Origin of the sequence: Sutcliffiella rhizosphaerae, assembly GCF_917563925.1 — a bacterium.
In the GTDB taxonomy this organism is placed as follows: domain Bacteria; phylum Bacillota; class Bacilli; order Bacillales; family Bacillaceae_I; genus Sutcliffiella_A; species Sutcliffiella_A rhizosphaerae.
The window spans coordinates 1-4,007 of record NZ_CAKJTJ010000077.1; the positions used below are offsets into that span (position 1 = coordinate 1).

At 35.5% G+C, this 4,007-nt stretch carries 7 protein-coding genes; 2 read left to right on the top strand and 5 right to left on the bottom strand.

The features are described from left to right. Nucleotides 1–154 precede the first annotated feature (154 nt). On the bottom strand, nt 155–343 hold the full coding sequence (locus LRP81_RS22965; RefSeq protein ID WP_399208225.1) for a zinc-finger domain-containing protein: 189 nt from the start codon (nt 341–343) through the stop codon (nt 155–157). A gap of 20 nt (nt 344–363) precedes the next feature. Next, nucleotides 364–1,017, bottom strand: coding sequence for a reverse transcriptase-like protein (locus LRP81_RS22970; RefSeq protein ID WP_230505512.1), 654 nt, complete (start codon nt 1,015–1,017; stop codon nt 364–366). A 129-nt stretch (nt 1,018–1,146) separates the two neighbouring features. On the opposite strand from LRP81_RS22970, the gene LRP81_RS22975 reads away from it, so the two are divergent. Next, a complete protein-coding gene (locus tag LRP81_RS22975; protein WP_230505514.1) occupies nt 1,147–1,536 on the top strand; it encodes a reverse transcriptase-like protein in 390 nt (129 codons plus the stop codon). A gap of 34 nt (nt 1,537–1,570) precedes the next feature. Here the strand turns inward: LRP81_RS22975 and LRP81_RS22980 are convergent, their stop codons facing one another. After that, nucleotides 1,571–1,843: a DUF6123 family protein gene (locus LRP81_RS22980; protein ID WP_230505515.1), complete on the bottom strand. Its 273-nt coding sequence runs from the start codon at nt 1,841–1,843 to the stop codon at nt 1,571–1,573. A 63-nt stretch (nt 1,844–1,906) separates the two neighbouring features. Continuing rightward, nucleotides 1,907–2,395: a divergent PAP2 family protein gene (locus LRP81_RS22985; protein WP_230505517.1), complete on the bottom strand. Its 489-nt coding sequence runs from the start codon at nt 2,393–2,395 to the stop codon at nt 1,907–1,909. Nucleotides 2,396–2,494: 99 nt separating this feature from the next. On the opposite strand from LRP81_RS22985, the gene LRP81_RS22990 reads away from it, so the two are divergent. Further along, entirely contained in the window at nt 2,495–2,638 is a 144-nt protein-coding gene (locus LRP81_RS22990) for a small, acid-soluble spore protein L (protein ID WP_230505519.1), read from the top strand. A 189-nt stretch (nt 2,639–2,827) separates the two neighbouring features. On the opposite strand, the gene LRP81_RS22995 is transcribed toward LRP81_RS22990, so the two are convergent. After that, entirely contained in the window at nt 2,828–3,697 is an 870-nt protein-coding gene (locus LRP81_RS22995) for a 5'-3' exonuclease (RefSeq protein ID WP_230505521.1), read from the bottom strand. Nucleotides 3,698–4,007: the final 310 nt, after the last annotated feature.

Here is a 4,007-nt window from a genome sequence, read left to right on the forward strand (position 1 = left end):
AGGCTCGCGGGTCACCCGCGGAAAGCGAAGTCTTGCACGGAAATCAATAGCGGTATTTATTGTCGGCCATTATATTGTTCGTCTTTTTGTTTGTGTTCTTTAGTTTTGTCCCAGCCTCTTTGTATATAGAGATTAGTTTATAGCTTTAATCTTTTTACTTCCGCTCCAAAAGTTGATCACCAAGTCGCTTTATTTCAGCTCCCACAGTGCATTCATTAATGCAAAATGATTGGGCATTAGTTTTGCCATAATCCTTACGCAATGTCTGTTTTACAAGACATTCCGTACAGTATGTATCTAGAATTTCACCAACTTCCATCAGTATCTTTTTTCGATTCATCATGATTATTTTCACTCCTATTTTTACAATTGCAAGTTGCTTTCAATTGGCGTTCCATCTAAAGCTTGTTTTGCTAAGTGGTGTGCTTCATTATTATCTTTTCTTGAAATCGGTTTATAAATTGGTTTAATTTTTAAAAGTTTTAATTTATCCTCTATTTTGTCTAACCATCGATTAAATAGTTCATCATAGCAAGGCCATTCACCGGAAAGTTGATTCAGCACTACTAACGAATCACCACTGAAAGTAACCTCCATTGAACGAATTTCCAAATGTTCAAGTTGCTGCACTAAAAAATAGAATGCAGCATATTCTGCTTCATTATTTGATTCAAGCTCCTCTAGTCTTGCATTAATTCTGTATCTATAGTCTTTTCTATTTTGATTATAATAAACGACATTGCCTATCCCGGCTAGCTTGGTATCAGAATCATAACCTCCATCAAAATAGGCTATAACATCTGAAATACCTATTTCCGCTTGCTTAATCCATTTATTTATTTCCTTTCTTGTCCATTCCCTTCCATCCTGGTCGTAGAAGGCAAGGCGTTTCATCCTGCCTGTTTTTTCAATATCTTCAGCAAGTCGTAATGCCAGATGTACATCAAGTTCTTCGCTTCTAAATATGGTCTCTATATGTTTTGGAGTATGATAATGCCATTCAAGCGTCATTTTCATAGAAGAAGTTCAACCCCTCTCCATTTTTACTTTCACAGTTGTGTGAATTTGTGTATTCTTATCTTATCACAGAACTTTATTAAATATGTTCTTATAACATGGATTTAACAGGTAGGAGTGGCAATTATAATGATAGAGGTATATATCGATGGAGCAAGTGCAGGGGATCCCGGTCAATCTGGTGCTGGAATCTTTATAAAGGGTCACGGTCGTGCTGAAGAATATAGCATTCCTCTAGGTGTAATGTCTAATCATTTAGCAGAGTTTCACGCACTTATCGAGGCATTGAAAATTTGTAAAAAACAAGGCTACACTGTTGTTTCATTTAGGACAGACTCACAGGCAGTAGAAGCTGCAATGGAAAAACGTTTTGCAAAGAAATTGGAGTATCGTCACCTGTTAGAAGAAGCATTATCAATCGCGGATGGCTTCGAACTTTTTTTTATAAAGTGGATACCAAGCAGACAGAATAAAATGGCAGATACACTTTCTAGAAAAGCTATTCACCTCAATGAATAGTAATAAAGGGTTGCCACTTTTAAAGGCAACCCTTTTATATTATATTTTTAACCTTTGCTAATTCAAATGCTGCTTTTTTGGAAAGGACTTGTTCCTTTTTTATCATTTCTAAAAATGAGACAAAAAAGCTACCATCAAATTCTTTTTGGGCCTTTAATGTAATTTCAATAGCAATATTAACCAAATGATCCGAACTTCCTGTATAGTGTTTACCAAACTCAATAAAGCCGATTGAATCTTCTCCAAATTTAAAGCCTTTTGCAGTAAGGTGTTGTAGATACTCTTCAGTTGTCCATGATTTTTCCATTTTTCCCCATCCTTTTATATCAACCCCACCTATTATCTTACCGCAAAATTTGTCGGCTGCCTATTATTGATTATTCCATAATCCCAGTTTTTTCTTTTTAGGCAAAAGTTTCATACCTGCTATTGCTAATATTAATCCTAAAAAAGCACCGCCTACCACCTCTTCTGGTTGATGACCTAAACGCTCTTTTAACCGCTTTTTCAACTTATCATGGACATTTTCTTCTGGTTTGCCTTCAAGTCTGTCCAACTTTTCCGCCAAGTCATTGACAGCAAGTGTTATTTCACCGGTTTGCCGCCTAACTCCTTGTGCATCATACATCACTATTAAACCAAAGATTGCAGCTAGGGCAAAATCGATAGTCTTTATTCCCTTTTTTAACGCTATTATAGTTGCTAATGCAGTTACACCAGCAGAATGAGAGCTTGGCATCCCACCAGTTTCAAAAAAGGTGTTCCATTCCCATTTTCCAGAGCGAATGTACTTTATTGGAATTTTTATTAATTGTGCCAATAGAATTGCACTAATTGCTATTTTTAACGGTCTATTCATTTTCTCACCTCTACATTATTTTGTATATTGAGCCTTTTCCTAATACAACATAATTTATGTCAGAGAAAGGAACACTAACGTACATTGGAGGTGATCAACATGAGTAAACATACTAACGAAGCTAATCGAGGAAAGAAAGCACCCGGAATTAATCCTCAAGGATTTGATCAGAACGGAGAAGTTCCAAACGAGGTTCGCTCAAAGCTTGAAAATAAAGCGAAAAAAGATAATACGAAGCGATGAGACTATGTTTCAATTCACGGAAATAATCATGTCATGGGATTTGCTAATTTCAGTACTGAGTAATAAAAAATAGAACCTTCGAGAAATAGTTGAATAAGCAAAAAGCGAATACTGTAATCAACAACTTTATTATAAATAATAAAGCTGCCTGAAATTCATTTTTGATGATTTCTGGGCAGCTCCAAAGGATTAGCAAACTTTATCGATGAATGTATTTAAGTTTTTAAATTCTAGTTCTTCGAATTTGTTGGATACTTTTAATCGGTCAATCGTAATAAATGCATCAGTTAATTCACATGTAACTGGTACATCACACTTTATCGTAGCAAGTTCTCGTGAAAGATGTAATAGATCGAGGCTTTCCTCAAATTTCTTTTGCTGACTTTTCGTTAACGAAGATAAATTTTCTAGAATGCCATCAACCGTTTTAAATTCCATTAATAATTTGGTGGCGGTTTTTTCTCCAACACCTTTAACACCAGGGTAATTATCACTTGTATCTCCCATTATTGCTTTTAAATCAATAAGTTGCTCAGGAGTAAGACCCTTTTTCTCATAAAATCCGTTTTGGTCTAAAACATCGTAATTCCCATACCCTTTCAATAAAAGAGCGACACTAATATTTGGTTTTATTAGTTGTAATACGTCCTGATCACCAGTTAAAATAACTACTTCTGCTTCATTTCGATAGTATTCTGCCAATGTACCAAGACAATCATCTGCCTCATAACCTGCGAGTCCGATATTAGGTATATCAAATGCATCCACTACTTCTTTTACGAGGTCAAACTGCGGAATTAGTTCCTGGGGAGGAGCAGGTCTATTCGCTTTATAATTGTCAAACATTTCCGTTCGGAATGTTTTTGATCCCATATCCCAACAACAAACCACATGGGTTGGCTGAAAGGTTTCCATTGCAGTAATCATATGTTTTACAAATCCTTGCACTGCATTTGTCGGTATTCCATTTGATGTATACATAAAACGATTATAAACACTTGTTGCAAAAAAGGAACGGAAAAGTAATGCCATTCCATCGATCAATAACACTTTGCTCATATCAAACACTTCCTTTCTTGTCCGATTAAAATTATAGCATAATATGAGATGAATTTCTTTTGTCATCTAAAAGGAAATGTATGTATGATGAGCCAATATAGCTCTATTTATTTTGTAGGGCAAATATTGTAATCGTCTCTCATTATTATTAAGCATATGAAAAAGACTGTCCTAAGTTATTGGACAGTCTCAGTGTATAGACAAAGGTACATTTTTATTTAAATCCATGCAATTCTCTTGTTGATCGTAGTGGAAGACGCGCAGACTCCTCGAAAATGCTGACACATTTTCTTCGTGCGATGAATGGCTG

Coding starts and splice junctions, on each gene's coding strand:
- LRP81_RS22965 (WP_399208225.1), bottom strand. CDS start 343: ATGATGAATCGAAAAAAGATACTGATGGAAGTTGGTGAAATTCTAGAT.
- LRP81_RS22970 (WP_230505512.1), bottom strand. CDS start 1,017: ATGAAAATGACGCTTGAATGGCATTATCATACTCCAAAACATATAGAG.
- LRP81_RS22975 (WP_230505514.1), top strand. CDS start 1,147: ATGATAGAGGTATATATCGATGGAGCAAGTGCAGGGGATCCCGGTCAA.
- LRP81_RS22980 (WP_230505515.1), bottom strand. CDS start 1,843: ATGGAAAAATCATGGACAACTGAAGAGTATCTACAACACCTTACTGCA.
- LRP81_RS22985 (WP_230505517.1), bottom strand. CDS start 2,395: ATGAATAGACCGTTAAAAATAGCAATTAGTGCAATTCTATTGGCACAA.
- LRP81_RS22990 (WP_230505519.1), top strand. CDS start 2,495: ATGAGTAAACATACTAACGAAGCTAATCGAGGAAAGAAAGCACCCGGA.
- LRP81_RS22995 (WP_230505521.1), bottom strand. CDS start 3,697: ATGAGCAAAGTGTTATTGATCGATGGAATGGCATTACTTTTCCGTTCC.